Raw genomic sequence first — 16279 nt, forward strand, 5'->3', positions numbered from 1 at the left:
ACTACCCATGAAGATCAACCCCGGCCTTCTGGCCCTCTCCGTCGGCGCTTTCGGCATCGGCGTCACCGAATTTGCCCCCATGGGTCTGCTGCCGGTGATCGCCGGAGACCTTGGCGTCTCGATCCCCACCGCCGGTCTGCTGATCAGCGCCTATGCGCTGGGCGTGATGATCGGCGCCCCGCTGATGACGCTGACCACCGGGCGCGTGCCCCGGCGCCAGTTGCTGATCCTGCTGGCCGGGATTTTCACTTTGGGCAATCTGCTGGCGGCGGTGTCGCAGGGCTATGCCATGCTGCTGGCGGCGCGCGTGCTGACCTCCTTCAACCATGGCGCCTTTTTCGGCGTCGGCTCGATCGTGGCGGCCAGTCTGGTGCCGCCGCAGAAGCAGGCCGGTGCCGTCGCCACCATGTTCATGGGGCTGACCATCGCCAATGTGGTGGGCGTGCCGCTGGCCACCTGGGCGGGCGAGCATATGGGCTGGCGCGCCTCTTTCTGGGGCATTGCCGCGCTGGGCGGCGCCACGATGGTGGCCCTGCGCCTGACCCTGCCCGCGCTGCCCGCCCCCAAAGGCGGCGATGCCGGAGCCGAACTGCGCGTGCTGACCCGCAAGCCGGTGCTGGGCGCGCTGGCGCTGACCGTCATCGGGTCAAGCGCGATGTTCACCGTCTTCACCTACATCACCCCCATCCTGCGTGAGGCCACCGGCGCCTCGCTGGGCTTTATCACCGCCATGCTGGTCACCTATGGCGTGGGGCTGACGGTGGGCAACTGGCTGGGCGGCAAATTCGCCGACCGCTCGGTCGACCGCACGCTGATGGTCACGCTGGCCTCGCTCACCGCGATCCTTGTGGCCTTTGCCCTGACCATGACTCAGGCCCTGCCCACCGCCGTTCTGGTGTTCCTGTGGGGCATTGCCAGCTTCGCTCTGGTGCCGCCACTGCAGGTGCGGGTGATGAATGCCGCCAAGGATGCGCCCAACCTTGCCTCGGCGATGAACATCGGCGCCTTCAATCTGGGCAATGCCATCGGCGCGGCGCTGGGTGGCGGGGTGATCTCGCTGGGGCTGGGCTATCCCACGGTGGCGCTGGCGGGCGCGGCGGCGGCGGCCTCCGGGCTGGTCTGCGTGCTGGCCATGCGCGAGGCGCCCCAGCCGGAGCCCCAACCCTGCTGATCGCCCATCCGGCCCGGAAAGCATAAGCCCATCAAGGGGTCGGCGCGGCGCGTCGGCCCCTTCATCGCTGCAGGGCGATACCGCCCACCTTGACTTTTCCACAGCTTGAGGCCATATGGACCCTGTCAATGTCGCATGCGACCGACTTTGGAAGCCCCACAGAGGCGAAAACCCCCAAGGCTTCCAACCCACTTCCGCCCGGCGCGCCGCAAGGCGATTTCCAGCTTGACGACCGATAAGCCTGTTCAAGGGGAACCTTGCAGGCTTTCAATGGTTTACAGGCAAAACGCCGCCCATTCACACTAACTCACATGACATATGGCGCCCAAGCGCGCCCCATTTTTTCGAGATTTGATGACAATGATGACTCAACTGATGAACTTCCACCTGCCCCTCCATACCATCGTGGCCGCGCCGCGCCGGGAGCGGGAAACCCCCGCCGGCACGCTGTCGCAGGCCGAACTGCGGCGCATCGTCGCCGATATGGTGGACTAAGCAGGCTGGCATGGGGCCGGCACAGGCCCCGCCCACCGAATAAACCGTCATGTCGCCTCCGGGTGACATGTTCCCCATTGCGCCGCGGCATAGCGTTGAAACAGCACGCCTTCATCGATGAGGCCATGCCCATCCGCCGCGCCATGCGCCAAACTCTCCCAAACTCTCCACGCACAAAGCTTGACAGATCGCCGTCTCTGGCGCCCAGAAAGCAGCATGAACCGCGAGGAAACCCCGCTTGCCGCCGTGGCCGAGGGCACTCGGGCCGAGAGCACCTTGGCCGAGCCCAATCGGCGGGGGCAGGTTTTGGCGCGGCTGGCGCAGGGCTATGGTCAGGCGCTCCACCGCTTTTTCGAGCGGCGTGTGACCGTCAAGGCCGATGTCCCCGATCTGGTGCAGGACGTCTATCTGCGCCTCAGCCGGATGCAGGACCCGGCGGGCATCGAGAAGCCCGAACATTTCCTCTTCGTCACCGCCGCCAATGTGCTCAAGGACAGCGCAAGGCGCGCCGCCGTGCGCGAAACCAGACTTCATGACGAATTGCGCGACGATCTTGTCCTGCCCAGTTCGGATATTTCCGCCGACCGCGTCTTGGAAAGCAAGGAGGCGGCAGTGCGGCTACAGGCCGTGCTGCTGGAGCTTCCCGATCGCAGCCGCGACGTTTTCGTGCTGCGCGTGATGGAAGGGTTGAAAATGGCCGATGTCGCCCGCGCGCTGGGCATTTCGACGCGCGCCGCTGAAAAGCATCAGGCGCGTGCCCTTGCGCATGTCGCCGCCGCCTTCAGGGACTGGCGCCATCGCTGAGGACCCTCTCCTGACTCAGGCGGCGCTCTGGCATGAGCGCATGCAGGACCCGAGCGCCGCGACGCAGGGCGCCTTCGCGGCCTGGCGCGACGCCAGCCCCCAGCACGCCGCTGCCTTTGCGCAGGTCAGCGCCGCGCATGAGCAAGCTGCCGCTCTGGCCGAGGAAAGCCCGCTGCTGGCGCTGCGCCAGCAGACCTTAGCGCGCACCCTGCTGGCCCGGCCCCCGGCACGTCGGCGGCCCGCGATCGTGGCCGCTGCGGTGCTGGCGCTGGTGGGCACGCCGCTTGCCGCCTACAGCATCCATGCGTGGAATGCCGCGCATACGCAGGCCCCCTCGATCGAGAGCTTCCACACCGATGTCGGCCAGCAGGCCGATGTCACCCTGCCCGATGGCTCGCTGGTCACGCTCGACACCAACAGCCGGCTGGAGGTGCGCTTTGCCTCGGGCGAGCGCAGCATGCGCCTCGATGGTCAGGGCTGGTTCCGCATCAAATCCTCGGCCACGCCATGGCGGATCGAGGCGGGCGGCCAGACCTTCACCGCCGCGCAAGGCAGCTTCGACCTGCGCACCGATCCCGGCCAGCTTCGCGCCTATGCCGACAGCGGGCACCTTGGCGTCGGCGAGGACAATACCGCGCTGACACTGGCACCAGGCCGCCTGTTCGCCCAGCGCGGCGACGACCGGGTGATCCGCGACCTGCCCGATCCCGCCGGCTTCACCGGCTGGCGCGAGGGGCTGCTGCAGTTCCAGAACGTGCCGCTCAGCGATGCGGTGAGCGAGTTCAACCGCTATCGCCACCATCCGATCCGCCTCAGCGACCCGCGCGCCGGGGCCTTGCGCATCTCGGGCGCCTTCCGCACCGGGGAGAGCGCCCGCTTCCTCAGCGCCCTGTCCACCGGCTTCCCGGTGACGCTGCATGATGACGGGCATGAGGGCATCACCATCACCGCGCGCTGAAGCCTTGTCCGAACGAGGGTAAAGCTGGCATTCTGACGAGGTTGCATCCTCGCCGATGTGCAGCCATTTCAAACAGGGAAAAGCCGATCCGAAAAAAATCGGACGGGAATGAGGAAAAGGGGTTCGGGTTTTGGACAAGCCTGCGTCTTGTCCCTTGAAGGCCCCGCATCTGACGGAGCCGCGAGGGAAGAGGGGAATGCCATGGCTCAGCGGGAGGGTGCAGATCGGCGTATATGCCGCGCTTGCGCTCTGCGCTGCCTTACCCGGCGCCGCTCAGGCGGGTCAGGCGGGTCAGGCGCTGCCTTTCGACATTCCTTCCCTGCCTTTGTCCGAAGCGCTGGTGATTTTCGCCAAACAGAGCCATCGGCCTATCCTCTTCGCGCCCACCGATGCGCGGGGCCGACGTTCGGTGCGGCTGCATGCGCGGCTCGATCCAGACAGAGCGCTGGCGCAACTGCTGAAAGGCTCGGGCTGGCAGGCGCGTGCCGCGCCGGGCGGCGCCTATCTGCTGGTGGCGGTGCCCGTGGCTGAGCCCCGCACCCTCGCCCCTCGCCCGCGCCCGGTCTTCACCGACGCCGAAACGCTCGCTCCGGCGCAGATTGCCGTCACCAGCGATATCGTGGTGGTCGGCACGCCGGGCGGCGGCCAGAAGCGCCAGCAGGCGGCCTTCGCCGTCACCACCATCGACCGCCCCGCCATCGACCAGCTTGCCCCCACCAGCACCGCCGAGGTGCTGAAGCTGGTCCCTGGCCTGACGGTCGAAACCTCCGGCGGCAAGAATGGCGCCAACATCTTCGTGCGCGGCTATCCCTCGGGCGGCGATGCGGAATATGTCACCTTCCAGAGCGAAGGCGTGCCTTTCTTTCCGCCTGCCACGCTCTCTTTCCTCGAAAACTCGCAGCTTTATCAAATCGATGAGACGGTGCAGCGGGTGGAAGCCGTGCGCGGCGGCACCGGCGCGCTGTTTGCCTCGGGCCAGCCGGGGGTGACGGTCAATCTGGTGCAGCGCGAGGGTGGCTCGCATCGCGAGGGCCTGATCAAGACCACACTCATCAGCGATGGCGAGACCCGCGCCGATGGTTACATCTCGGGCCCGCTCGGCCCGCATACCGGGGCCATGATCGGCGGCTATGTCACGCGTGGCGATGGCATTCGTTCGCCCGGTTTCGATGCCGATCGCGGCGGGCAGATCACCGCCAATCTGCGGCAGGATCTGGGCGCGGGCTCGCTGCTGGTCTTCGGGCGTTATCTCAATGACCGCAGCCAGTGGTTGCTGCCCATCCCACTGCAGCAGAACGGGCAGAGCATCACCGCCTATCCCGGTTTCAGCGCAGGCAGCGGCACGCTGGCCGGGCCAGACACACAGCGCGGCGCATTGAACGATGGCACGCGCTACAATCTGGCCGACGGGCGCGGCGCGCGGATCGTGCAACTGGGCGGCAATCTGGAGTTGCGCCCGGCCCATGGCCTGATCCTGCGCGACAAGATCAGCTGGCTCTCGGGCCATGCCGACACCACCGGCCTGGTGCCCGACAACACCCCACCGCAGAACGCCGCCGATTTGGCCGCCAGCATGGGGGCGCGCATCGGATCGCTGGCCACGGTCACCGGCCAGCCGGTGTCCGCCAGTCAGAGCGTGGTCGAGGCGGGCATCTGGACCATCACCAAGCGGATCAACGCTTTGGTCAACGATGCCACGCTGGAATGGACCACCGGGGCCAGCAAGGCAACCTTCGGCATCTATGCCACCACCTATGGCTCGCGCGACCGCTGGGACATCGGCAACGATCTGCTGCTGACGGCAGAACCCCATGCCCGCCGTCTGAACATGACCCTTGCCGATGGCCGCGCCATCACCCGCGATGGCTTCACCAGCGGCGCCAGCTTTCTGGTGGATGCCAGCTATTCCGGCAACGATCTGGCCTTTTACGGCGTGGAAGAGCTGAAAGTCACCGACCGCCTGCGCATCGATGGCGGGTTGCGTCACCAGAGCCATGCCGTGGATGGCACCGTGGCCGACACGCGCGCGGCCGGAGCAGGCGGCCTCGATGGCGATCCGCGCACGCTTTACGACAACAATGATGTGGTCTTCACCGGCACCGCCACGCCCTTGCGCTATCGCGGCGGCGCGTGGAGCTGGACGCTGGGCGCCAATTACGCGCCGACGGCGAAACTGGGCGCCTTTATGCGCTTCAGCCGGGGCAACAGCTTCCCCTTCTTCGACAATCTGCGCGACGGCATCACGCTGACCCCGCAGGTCGACACGATCGAGGGCGGCGTGAAACTTTCGACCAAGCCCTTCAGCCTTTACGCCACGCTGTTCCACAACCGCTTTCAGGGCCTCGTCACCACCGTCATCACCGAGGGTGCGCCGATGGCCTCGGTGGGCGGTGCCAGCGCGACGGGTGTGGAGCTGGAAGGCCAATGGCATCCGCTGCCTGCCCTTTCCGTCGCCTTTTCGGGAAGCTGGCTCGACGCGCATTACCGCCATTTCTTCACCAATGATGGCCTGACCGACCTCTCCGGCAACCGCGTGCAGCGCCAGCCGCAATGGCAGGGCCGCATCACCCCAAGCTGGAACGGGAAACTGGGCCACCGCAAGGCAAGCCTCTTTGCCACGATCAGCTATATGGGCGACCGCTGGTCCGATGTGCAGAACCAGCAGTTGCTGCCACATTTCGTGACCTTCGACGCCGGGGCCAGCCTCGACCTTTCCACGCGCCTGCGCCTGCGGGTAAAGGCGGAGAACATCACCAACACCATCGGCCTCACCGAAGGCAATCCCCGCACGCTGGGCGCCCAGCCCAGCGGCGCGATGTTTGCCCGCCCGATCCTTGGCCGCTCGGTGGCGCTTTCCGCCACCTACGGATTCTGACCATGGCGACGCAAGGCCCACGCGCTCCCCCCTAGGCTCAGTCCCGGACCCAACAAAAGACCGGTTTTAAACCACCGTCGGCCAGCCTGCCGCACGGAGAGATCCCGCGCGTCCCGGGCATGGGCGCACAAAACCATAATGAAGCAGGAAGGACACTCCATGCACGCTACCATCCCCCACCATCGCAAGGCGCTTGCGCTGCTGCTGCTCGCCGGAACGGCGCTGGCCGCCCCGGCCTACGCCCAGCAGGCGACCCCCGCGCCTGCCGCTGACGCCGCCGCCACCCCCGAGCCGCAGGAAATCGTCGTCACCGGCAACGCCAACCGCGAAGGCCAGCGCAAGATCGACGCTTCCTACTCGATCTCCACGGCGTCTGCCGCGCAGATCCGCGAGATCGAGCCCACCTCGACCGCCGATCTGCTCAAGATCGTGCCCGGCATCTGGGTGGAATCCTCGGGCGGTCAGGCCGGCGCCAACGTCTTTATCCGCGGCTTCCCCTCGACCGGCGACGCGCCTTTCCTGACGGTGCAGATGAACGGCTCGCCGATCATCGCGCCCTCCTCGCTGTCCTTCCTTGAGAACAGCTCGATCTTCCGCCTCGATGACACGGTCGAGCGCATGGAAGTGCTGCGCGGCGGCCCCAGCCCCATCTTCAGCAACGGCCAGCCCGGCGCCACCACCAACTTCATCCTGAAGGAAGGCACCAGCCAGCCGCATCTCTCGCTGCGCGCCACCTATGGCACCGAGGGCACCTATCGCGTCGATGCCGTGGCGCAGGGCCCGATCACCGAGAACACCACCTATATGATCGGCGGTTTCTACCGCTATTCGGACGGTTTCCGCCACACCGGCTTCAACGGCGATCAGGGCGGGCAAATCACCGGCAGCCTGACCCACACCTTCGATGCGGGCAAGCTGAACGTCTATGGCCGTTATCTGAGCGACCAGAACGCTTTCTACGCGCCCATGCCGCTGCTGCAGACCGGGAACGGCACCTTCTCGACCTTCCCCGGCTTTGACGCGCGCACCGACACGCTGGTGGGCCGCGAGATCCGCAACACGCTGATCGAGACCGGGCCGAGCGTCAATGGCGGGCCGACCCAGAAGCTGGGTGTGGATCTGTCGAAGGGTCGCGGCGCCAATGTGTGGACGGCGGGCAGCACCTTCAGCTATGATTTCGGTGCTTTCCAGCTCCAGAACAACTTCAACTTCACCAAGGGCACGTCGAACACCTTCGCGCTCTTCACCGGCAGCAATCCGCAGACGGTCTCGCAATATCTCGCCTCGGCGGGCGGCACGGGCACGGTCAGCTATGCCGACAGCGGTGTGGCTTTGACTGGCGATCAGCAGACCATTCAGGCGGGCATCTGGTCGGTGCAGAAGCATATCCAGAGCCTGACCGACGAGCTCAAGCTCTCGCGCAAGATCTTCGAGGGCAACACGCTGACCCTGGGCGGCTATGTCGCGCATGTCACCGATCATGACGTCTGGTATCTGGGCAACAACATCCTGCTGGCGCTGGAGCCGCAGGCGCGTGTGCTCAATGCCACGCTCAACAATGGCACGATCCTGACGCGCAACGGCTTCACCAGCGCCAACAGCTATGACGTCAACGCCTATTACGTCAGCGACAATGTCGCCGGTTACCTGAGCGATGAATGGCAGATCGGCAAGCTGCGTCTGGATGGCGGCGTGCGTGTTGAGCATGTCTCGATGACCGATCACTATGAGAACAGCTCGACCGGCGATCTCGATAACAACCCGCTGACGGCCTACAACAATGGCGCCACCTATCTCAACGGCACCTTCACCGATGTGCGTTACGGCAAGACCCAGGTGAGCTGGACCGCCGGTGCAGACTATGCCTTCAACCGTCAGCTCAACGGCTTCCTGCGCGCCAACCACGGCGCCCTGCTGCCGCAGTTCGACGATCTGCGCGGCAACGCCACCGCCTTGCAGAACATCAAGCCGCAGACCGCCGACCAGTATGAGATCGGCCTCAAGACCTCCAAGAAGCTCTATGATCTCTATCTGACCGGCTTCTACAACCGCTTCCACAATCTGGTCTTCCAGGACATTCGCGTCATCAATGGCGTCGAGCAGAATGTGGTGCAGTTCGGCGGATCGCGCGCTTACGGCGTGGAGTTCGAAGGCGCGCTGCGTCCGGTCGAGGGCCTGCAGCTTGCCGCGCGCGGCGTGTGGCAGAACGGCAAGTTCCTCGATTTCGGCACCAATTCGGGGCATCAGGTCAACCGCCAGCCGCAGTTCCAGATCGCCTTCACGCCTTCCTACACCCAGCGCACCGCCTGGGGTAAGGCACGCATCTTCGGCACCTTCACCCATATCGGCAACCGTTTTGCCGATCTTGAGAACCAGCAGCCGCTGGGCAGCTACAACACGCTGGATCTGGGCGCCTCGCTGGATGTGAGCGACCGCTTCTCGATCCAGGCGACGGTGGAGAATGTCACCAACACGCTGGCGTTGACCGAGGGCAACGTCCGCACCGTGGGCTCGGCCAACAGCAACGGCTACTTCCTGGGCCGCCCGATCTTCGGGCGCCACGGAACGATCACCGCCGCCTACAAGTTCTGATCCTTGTCTAACGGGCCGGTCGGATTTTTCTTGTCCGATCGGCCCTTTCCTTCGAGTGTCTTCTCCATGACCAAATCCCCCCTGCTCTCCCTCGCCGCTCTGGCGCTGGCCCTTTCCGGTGCGCCTGCCGCAGCACAGTCCCTCTCCGCTGCCGCCCAGCGGGTCGAGACCATCTCGCAAAAGGCCGGGACGCCCGAGGACACCTATGGTGACCTCTATCGCGCGGTCGAGCTGGCCCGCGTCTTCCCCGACAGCAAGACCTTCGCCGATATGGTGCCGCTCGATGGCCCGGCTGCGGTGCTGGCCGCCTACAAGGCCGAGAACCCGCAGGGTAAGGAAGCGCTGAGCGCCTTCGTCGCGAAGCATTTCCGCAAGATCGGCACGGACGATCAGCACAAGCTGACCATGCTGGAGCATATTCGCGCGCTCTGGCCCGTGCTGGCCAAGCCGCCGATGGCCGCCACGCCCGGCTCATCCCTGCTGCAACTGCCCTATGCCTATGTGGTGGCGGGCGGCCGCTATCAGGAGATGTATTATTGGGACAGCTATTTCACCATGCTGGGCCTGAAGACCGATGGCGAGCAGCCGCTGATCGATTCCATGCTGGCCAATTTCACCAGCATGATCGAGCGCTATGGCCATATCCCCAATGGCACGCGCAGCTATTACCTCTCGCGCTCGCAGCCGCCCTTTCTGGCGCTGATGATGGACCTTTCCGACAACAAGGACCCGGCTCTGGCCCGCCAGCGCCTCGCCGCGCTGAAAGGTGAGCATGCCTATTGGATGGCCGGCTCCACCTGCCTCGGCACGGACAACGCCTGCCAGCATGTGATGCGCATGCCCGATGGCAGCCTGCTAAACCGCTATTGGGATGCCCGCGACACGCCGCGCGATGAATCCTATGCCGAGGATGTCGCCACCTCTGCCGAGGCCGCGCCGCGTCCCGCCGGGCAGACCAACCGCGATCTGCGCGCCGGGGCCGAGAGCGGCTGGGATTACAGCTCGCGCTGGCTGCGGGATGGCAAGACCCTCTCGACGATCCATGTCACCGATATCGTGCCGGTGGATCTCAACAGCCTGATGTGGAATCTGGAGATGTCGATCGCCCGGCGCTGTGCCGCCCTTGGCGATACGGCCTGCGCTCAGGATTTCACCCGTCAGGCCGAGGCGCGCAAGGCCGCAGTCGGCAAATGGCTCTGGTCGACAAAGGAGCAGCGTTTCGTCGATTGGGACAGCACGACCAAGCAGCCGACCAAGGTGGTCTCCGCCGCCATGCTCTATCCGCTGTTTGTGGGGATGGCGACACCGGCGCAGGTGCAGGCCACCGCGAAACTGACCCGCAGCGCGCTGCTGGCGCCGGGCGGTCTGCGCACCACCACCAACACGAACGGTCAGCAGTGGGATCAGCCCAATGGCTGGGCGCCGCTGACCTGGGTCGCCATCGAGGGCTTGCACCGCAACGGGCAGGAAGAGCTGGCCAAGGAGATCGCCCATCGCTGGATCGGCACCGTCTCGGCCTTCTACAACCGCACCGGACGCATGGTCGAGAAGTACAACATCGAAACCGGCGAGGCCGGCGGCGGCGGCGAATATCCGGTGCAGGACGGCTTTGGCTGGACCAATGGCGTCACCCGCGCGCTGATCGCGCAATATCCGGAAGAAACGCCCAAACCCTGAGGCGCTGACGGCAGGGGAAGGGCCACACGCCCCTCCCCTGACCGCCTTCAGGCCAGCGCGCGGAAGCGATAGGCCGAAAAGCGCACCTTCCCCTTGCCGCTGGCGTAAAGCGCCGGGCGCAGCGAGGCCAGATCATCCACCGTATTGGCCTGATAGCCCGAGACCTCGCTGCGGATGCCGTGCCGCGTCCATGCCTTGCCGTCGAGACTGTAGAAAAACGTCACGATGTTGCGGTCATTGACGATTTTGAGATGAAGCTTGGGCGTGGCAGGCGCCGGTTCCTGCCAGAAGCTGCGATGGCCGCCGCGCCATGTCGTCATATGCTGCCCATCGATGCCAAGGCCCAGAAACAGCCGGTCATCATAGAACAGCAGCAAGCCACCCTCGGCGCCATCGACGGGTTCGACCACCACGCTGATCTCATAGGCATGGTCGCCCACGGTCTGCGTCAGCGGGGAGCAATCAGCGGGGCTCGATCCCTTGGCGGACAGGTCCAGCACGCCGCCGCCGACATGAGCGCGGGCAATCTCGCCCGGCGCGGCGCCATAAAAGCTCCAGCGCGTGCCGAAATCAGGCGCGGTAAAATCATCTGAACGCAAAAAGCCATGCGACCCGCCTGCTTTCCCCGTCGGCATCGGCAAAGCCATCGACAGATCGCCGCCCAAGGCGCGCGGCCAGCCATCCTCTCCCCACGCCATCGGCTCCAGCAAGGTCTGGCGGCCCAGCGTGCGATAGCCATTCTCATAGCCGTGATAGACCATCGACCACTTGCCGCCCGGCCCCTCGACCATCGTGGCATGGCCGCGCGACCACCAGGCCTCCTTGTCGCTGCGGGTGCGCACGATGGGGTTGTGCGGGCAGTTCTCCCAGGGGCCCAGCACCGATTTCGAACGCGCCACGATCACCATATGACTCGTTGCCGGGCCCGATGTGCCGCCCACCGCCGAGACCAGATAGAACCACGCCCCGGGCCGGAACAGCTTGGGCCCTTCCAGCGAATAGCCCTCGGTCACCCACTCATCGGGATAGTGCCAGCCGTCATAGGCCTTTTCGACCGGGCCGTCGGTGGAGAGCCCATCCGCGCTCAGCCGCACGCGGTTGATGCCGGAGAGGAAGAGGTAGCGATGCCCATCCTCGCCCACCACATGGCCGGGGTCGATCAACCCACCGATCTTCATGTCCACCGGCTCGCTCCACGGGCCGGCCATGCTGTCGGCATGGATCACATAGATGTTGGCGAAGCTGGCCAGCCCCTGCGACCACGGCGCCTTCATGAAAGGAATATAGATGTAGTAGCGCCCATCATGCTTGGCGATGTCGACGGCGAACACCGTGCCCAAAGGCTTGGGAAGCGCCGGGCCGATCGGCTGCCAGTTCACCAGATCGCGCGAATGCCAGATGATCAGACCCGGCGCCGCATCGAAGCTGGAGTGGGTCATGTAGTAATCGTCACCATCCTTCAGCACGGATGGATCGGCATAGTCGCCCGGCATGATCGGGTTGCGATACCAGCCATTGCCGAGGTCCGCGCGGCGCTCGCCCTCCGGCCCGGTGCCCCAGTGCGGCGCTGATTGCGGGGCGGATTTCGCCGTTGCGGCCTGCACCATGGGAGATAGCGCTGCGGAGCAGGCACCCGATGCCAGAGTGGCGCCCAGAGTGGACAGCGCGCGGCGGCGACTTGGCATGATCATCTCCCTATTTTCTAGAACCATTATTCTAGATAAATCGAAACGCAGTGCAAGCCGCATCGTGGCTCTTGGCGGGCCATGATGCGGCTTGTGTGGCGGATCAGGCCTGCGCTTCCTCACGCCTCAGCTTCATCAGGCGACGGCGCGCCCGCACGGCAGCAGCGTCCACGCTGAGCACCACCGGCTTCAGATCCCAGAAGGCCTCGCCCTCGGCGCCATCGCCGATGGTCTGCTGGATGGCTTCCAGCATCGGCAGATCCTCCATCTCGAAGACCTGCCGTGTCATCGCCTCGGCCTCTTCGCCGGGCTGGCGGGTGTAGAAATAATGGGTGGTCGAAGCGGTTTCGGGCGTCAGAATATGCGGGTTCACGAAAGGCGGCATGGGCGCGGCATCGCGCGCCTCGCCCGCCAGCGTGAAGCCGACCTCCAGCAGCATCGAGGCCGGGGCATGCCAGCGCATGTCGAGCCATTCATCCATCCGCGCCTCGGGCGCGACATCCTTCAGCCATGCCGGGCGCGGCGTGTTGTGGAAGGTCCATTTCGACCAGATCGCGCCATCCTCATCCTCCTGCGCGCGATGCTCTCCGGCGAGGAATTTGCCCTGCATGCGGAAGCTTTCCTCATGGATGAATTCGGTGTGGGAGAGGTCCATCAGATTGTCGGTGATGATCTCGTAATGGGCCGGGAACAGCATATGGCCATGGACCATCGGCTGATCGACCTCGATGGCGGAGAAGTCCGGGATCAGCGCCGGGTCGGCCTTGCGCGGATCACCCGCCCAGAACCAGATCGCGCGATGGCGCGCCACCACCGGCGGAGCATCGACCCGCGCATGGGGCGGGATGCGCTCCGAGAAGGGGTTGTGCAGGCAGGTGCCCTGCGCGGAGAACGCTAGCCCGTGATAGGGGCAGGCAATGCTGTCGCCCTTGCGCTTGCCCTGACCGAGCGTGGCAAAGCGATGCGGGCAGCGGTTGTGAAGCATGGCATAGGCGCCGTCCTGCTGCCGATAGAGCAGCCAGTCGCGGCCCAGCAGGCGGCGCTCCAACAGCGCCTCACCCGCGATTTCCTCTTCCCAGCCAGCCATGTACCAGATGTTGCGCAGATAGCTCATCAGACCTTCCTCGATTTTGATCGCGGAACGGTGATGCGCAAAAGGGGGAGCGAGCGCGCTGCATCCCCCTTGCGCGTCCGCTCCACGGATCGCCAATGGGGCCTGCAGCATGACGCCTCGGCCAAGCGGCGCCTTCCCAAGCCGGATCTCCGGCTACCAGGCATGCCTGCGGTTAAACAGGCATGCCCGGATTAGATCATGTCGATGGGGCGGTCAATCACGCTGGCAGAGCATTGGCCCGCGCGATGGCGCCCAGCACGGCGGCGGAGGGTTTTGGCGTGCGGGCAAAACTCTTCCGGTCCAGCGTGTGCAGACCGAATTGCGGCTTGTAGCCGAAGACCCATTCGAAATTGTCGATCAGCGACCAGTGCATATAGCCCAGCACCGGCACGCCATCCTCCATCGCGCGCTTCAGCTCGGCCAGCGCCGCCGGGATCAGGCGGACGCGCTTGGTATCATCGGCGGAGTTCAGCCCATGCTCGGTGACGATCACGGGCACGCCGCTCACCTCATGGGCATAGCGCACCGCACCCGCCAGCGAGGCCGGATAGATCTCCGAGCCGGCGTCGTTCAGTTCCGCTCCCTTGGGCGCGGGCAGGCGGCCGGTGTCGGTCCAGATCGAGCGCTCGTAATTCTGCACGCCGACGAAATCATTGCCGCGCGCCGCCTCCAGCCAGGGGCGGTAGAGCTTGGCGCGCATGGCATCGCGCAGGCTGTTCCTGCCCGCCGCCTGATCGTCGATGATGGCTAGGCTGACGCCGACCGGCAGATCGGGGCGCACCGATTTGATCGCCTCGCGCCCGGCCTTGTGGCCCGCCAGCAGCCCGGCCTGCACCACATGCGGGTCCGCGACATAGAGCGGATTGCCCGGCAGGAAGCGCGCCACGCCATGCTCGCGCGCGGCTGCCTCCTGCATCTGGCGGTCGGCATCGAGCAGGCGCTTGCCGATGTCGCCGGGCAGCACGATGTCGAGCAGCCCGCTCAGATTGGGCTCATTGAGCGTGGTGGCATAGCCGATCTCACCGGCCAGATGCCGCGCGGCATGCTCGCAATAGCGCGCGAAGAGCGAGGGCGCCTCGGGATTGGACCAGCCGCCCTGCGCCGCGAACCACACGGGCGTCGAGAAATGGTTGAAGGTGACCAGCGGGGTCAGACCACGCGCGCGGCAGCCCGCGATCATCGCCTTGTAATGCTCCAGCATGGCGATGGAAAATTCGCCCTTGGCCGGTTCGATCCGCGCCCATTCAAGGCTGAAACGGTATGAGTTCAGCCCCATATCCTTCACCAGATCGAGGTCGGTGCGCCACAACATGAAGCTGTTGGCCGCATCACCCGAAGGCTCGGCATAGACGGTGGGGTGGGCATGCTCCATCGCCCAGACGCAACTGTTGGTGTTGTTGCCCTCGACCTGATGCGCGGCGGTGGCGGCGCCCCACAGGAAGCCTTGCGGGAAATGCGGATTGGCAGCGCGCCCCGCCGCCCGCAGCGGAGACGCCGCCATGCCGGCCAGCCCTGTCATGGCGGCGGCGGTCAAAACGGTACGGCGGTCGATCATGGTGCTCTCTCCCTCACTCTCGCTTATGCGATGGATGTCGGCATCCTTTAGAATATTAATTCTGATATTGGAACAGGCCCGCCGCCCTTATGGATGCCCCGCCTGCCCGATACATTGCGCCACGGCATCGACCACCCCCGGCGCCAGCGGCAGATCCGGGTCCGCAGCAGCGTCGCCGCCAGAACAGGCGCCCGAGCGGTCAAAGGCTGGCGGCCATGCGCTCGATGGCCTGTTCGAGCAGGCTGCGCGGGCATGCGAAATTGAGCCTGACAAAGCCTTCACCGGGATCGGCGAAATCCTCGCCGGGGGTCAAAGCGACGCGTGACTTCTCAAGGAAATGGGCCTGAGCGCTGCCCGCGATCCCCGCGCCGCGACAGTCGAGCCAGGCCAGATAGGTCGCCTCGGGCGCGGCCATGGTGATGCCGGACAGGCGGTCTGCCACGGCCTGCATCAGCCAGTCCCGGTTGCCGCGCAGATAGGCCAGCAGCTCGGCCAGCCAAGCGTGACCATGGGCATAGGCCGCCTGCATCGCCACCAGACCGAAGGTATTGACGCTGTCGACCATGCCCAGCCTTTGCGCATCGAAACGCGCGCGCAGCCTGGGGTCGCTCACCAAGGCAAAACCCGTTCTCAGGCCCGAGATGTTGAAGGTCTTCCCCGGCGACATCAAGGTGATGGTCCGCCGCGCCACCTCGGGCGAGAGACTCGCGATGGGGGTGTGGCGCGTGCCTTGCTCCAGCAGCAGATCGGCGTGGATTTCATCCGAGATGATCAGCGTGTCACTGGCCAGAGCCTGCTGCGCCAACAGTTCCAACTCGGCGCGGGAGAAGACCTTGCCGGTGGGGTTATGCGGATTGCACAGCAACAAGGCGCGAGCCTCGGCCATGGCCCGCTTCTGGCGCCGGTCGTCCGCCAACCACCGCGCCCCATCCAGCGCCAGCGGCATGGCGAGAAAACGCAAATCCCAGACATCGGTCGCGCGGCGCATCGGGCGAAAAGCGGGCGTATGCACCGCCACCCCGTCACCGGGCTTCAGAAACGCCGAAAGCGCCATGTTGAAGCCGGGCTCGACACCGGGCAGGAAGACGATCTCCTCGGGCGAGATGTGCCAGTCATGCCGCCGGGCCAGATCCCGCACGATGGTCTCGCGCAGCTCCTCCGTCGCAAAGGCATAGCCATAGACCGGATGCGCCGCACGCTCGGCCAGCGCCTGCACCACGCAATCGGGCGCGGCGAAATCCATATCCGCCACCCACAGCGGTAGGACATCGGCGCCATAGCGGCTCCATTTGTTGGCGCCTGTGTTGTGGCGGTCGATAAGGCGATCGAAGCGGCTCATCGCCTCGACAGGTA

The 16279-nt window shown here is 65.6% G+C and carries 11 protein-coding genes; 7 read left to right on the forward strand and 4 right to left on the reverse strand.

Going from position 1 to position 16279, the window contains the following annotated elements; all coding sequences use genetic code 11:
- The first annotated feature begins 7 nt into the window (after positions 1-7).
- The 7 genes from ABDW49_RS13365 to treF all read left to right on the forward strand — a co-directional run bounded on the left by ABDW49_RS13365 (position 8) and on the right by treF (position 10572).
- Entirely contained in the window at positions 8-1171 is a 1164-nt protein-coding gene (locus ABDW49_RS13365; RefSeq protein ID WP_343612522.1) for an MFS transporter, read from the forward strand.
- 360 nt (positions 1172-1531) lie between these two features.
- Positions 1532-1666 carry a hypothetical protein gene (locus ABDW49_RS13370; protein ID WP_343612524.1) on the forward strand — a complete coding sequence of 45 codons (135 nt, stop codon included), beginning with the start codon at positions 1532-1534 and terminating at the stop codon, positions 1664-1666.
- Between the two features lie 216 nt (positions 1667-1882).
- Entirely contained in the window at positions 1883-2470 is a 588-nt protein-coding gene (locus ABDW49_RS13375) for a sigma-70 family RNA polymerase sigma factor (RefSeq protein WP_343612525.1), read from the forward strand.
- Positions 2433-3428 (forward strand): FecR domain-containing protein, encoded by a 996-nt coding sequence (locus ABDW49_RS13380; protein ID WP_343612526.1) that lies wholly within the window; start codon positions 2433-2435, stop codon positions 3426-3428. Before ABDW49_RS13375 ends, ABDW49_RS13380 begins: the two co-directional genes overlap by 38 nt.
- Positions 3429-3624: 196 nt before the next feature.
- Positions 3625-6303: a TonB-dependent receptor gene (locus ABDW49_RS13385; protein WP_343612527.1), complete on the forward strand. Its 2679-nt coding sequence runs from the start codon at positions 3625-3627 to the stop codon at positions 6301-6303.
- A gap of 159 nt (positions 6304-6462) precedes the next feature.
- Entirely contained in the window at positions 6463-8895 is a 2433-nt protein-coding gene (locus tag ABDW49_RS13390; protein WP_343612528.1) for a TonB-dependent receptor, read from the forward strand.
- A 66-nt stretch (positions 8896-8961) separates the two neighbouring features.
- Positions 8962-10572 carry an alpha,alpha-trehalase TreF gene (gene treF / locus ABDW49_RS13395; RefSeq protein WP_343612529.1) on the forward strand — a complete coding sequence of 537 codons (1611 nt, stop codon included), beginning with the start codon at positions 8962-8964 and terminating at the stop codon, positions 10570-10572.
- Positions 10573-10619: 47 nt separating this feature from the next.
- Here the strand turns inward: treF and ABDW49_RS13400 are convergent, their stop codons facing one another.
- The 4 genes from ABDW49_RS13400 to ABDW49_RS13415 all read right to left on the reverse strand — a co-directional run bounded on the left by ABDW49_RS13400 (position 10620) and on the right by ABDW49_RS13415 (position 16265).
- Positions 10620-12257, reverse strand: coding sequence for a family 43 glycosylhydrolase (locus ABDW49_RS13400; protein WP_343612530.1), 1638 nt, complete (start codon positions 12255-12257; stop codon positions 10620-10622).
- A gap of 103 nt (positions 12258-12360) precedes the next feature.
- Positions 12361-13371: an aromatic ring-hydroxylating dioxygenase subunit alpha gene (locus tag ABDW49_RS13405; protein ID WP_343612531.1), complete on the reverse strand. Its 1011-nt coding sequence runs from the start codon at positions 13369-13371 to the stop codon at positions 12361-12363.
- Between the two features lie 217 nt (positions 13372-13588).
- Positions 13589-14926, reverse strand: coding sequence for a family 1 glycosylhydrolase (locus ABDW49_RS13410; RefSeq protein ID WP_343612532.1), 1338 nt, complete (start codon positions 14924-14926; stop codon positions 13589-13591).
- 199 nt (positions 14927-15125) lie between these two features.
- Positions 15126-16265, reverse strand: a complete 1140-nt coding sequence (locus tag ABDW49_RS13415) for a PatB family C-S lyase (protein ID WP_343612533.1) — start codon at positions 16263-16265, stop codon at positions 15126-15128.
- Between the last annotated feature and the right edge of the window lie 14 nt (positions 16266-16279).

It is taken from the genome of Novosphingobium sp. (assembly GCF_039595395.1).
Lineage (GTDB): Bacteria > Pseudomonadota > Alphaproteobacteria > Sphingomonadales > Sphingomonadaceae > Novosphingobium.